2 protein-coding genes are annotated in these 583 nt (G+C 57.6%); one reads left to right on the top strand and one right to left on the bottom strand.

The features are described from left to right. Positions 1-97, bottom strand: a 97-nt coding sequence (locus N5J73_RS24180) for a MerR family DNA-binding transcriptional regulator (protein ID WP_153070525.1), incomplete at its 3' end; no start/stop codon positions are given. 71 nt (positions 98-168) lie between these two features. Here N5J73_RS24180 and N5J73_RS24175 point away from each other — a divergent pair. Continuing rightward, positions 169-519, top strand: a complete 351-nt coding sequence (locus N5J73_RS24175) for a mercuric transport protein MerT (protein ID WP_001294663.1) — start codon at positions 169-171, stop codon at positions 517-519. The last annotated feature ends 64 nt before the right edge of the window (positions 520-583 follow it).

Below are 583 nucleotides of genomic sequence, written 5' to 3'. Positions count from 1 at the left end.
ACAGGCCCTTGCGCTGATAGAAGCGGATTGTCTCCACGTTGACCCCGGCCGCCTTGGCAAAAACGCCAATGGTCAGGTTTTCCAAATTATTTTCCATATCGCTTGACTCCGTACATGAGTACGGAAGTAAGGTTACGCTATCCAATCCAAATTCAAAAGGGCCAACGTATGTCTGAACCACAAAACGGGCGCGGTGCGCTCTTCGCCGGCGGGCTGGCCGCCATTCTTGCATCGACCTGCTGCCTGGGGCCGCTAGTACTGGTCGCCCTGGGCTTCTCCGGTGCTTGGATCGGCAACCTGACGGTGCTGGAACCCTATCGACCGTTGTTCATCGGCGCGGCGCTAGTGGCGCTGTTCTTCGCCTGGAAGCGGATTTACCGGCCCGTGCAGGCATGCAAGCCAGGTGAGGTCTGCGCGATTCCGCAGGTGCGCGCCACCTACAAGCTGATTTTCTGGATCGTGGCCGTGCTGGTCCTGGTCGCGCTTGGATTTCCCTATGTCGTTCCATTTTTCTATTAACCAGGAGTTCATCATGAAGAAACTGTTTGCCTCCCTTGCCCTCGCCGCCGCTGTTGCCCCGGTG

It is taken from the genome of Stenotrophomonas sp. GD03654, assembly GCF_029845105.1.
GTDB lineage: Bacteria > Pseudomonadota > Gammaproteobacteria > Xanthomonadales > Xanthomonadaceae > Stenotrophomonas > Stenotrophomonas africana.
The sequence above is the reverse complement of the archived record's forward strand: the minus strand, read 5'-3'. Positions and strand labels throughout refer to the sequence as shown.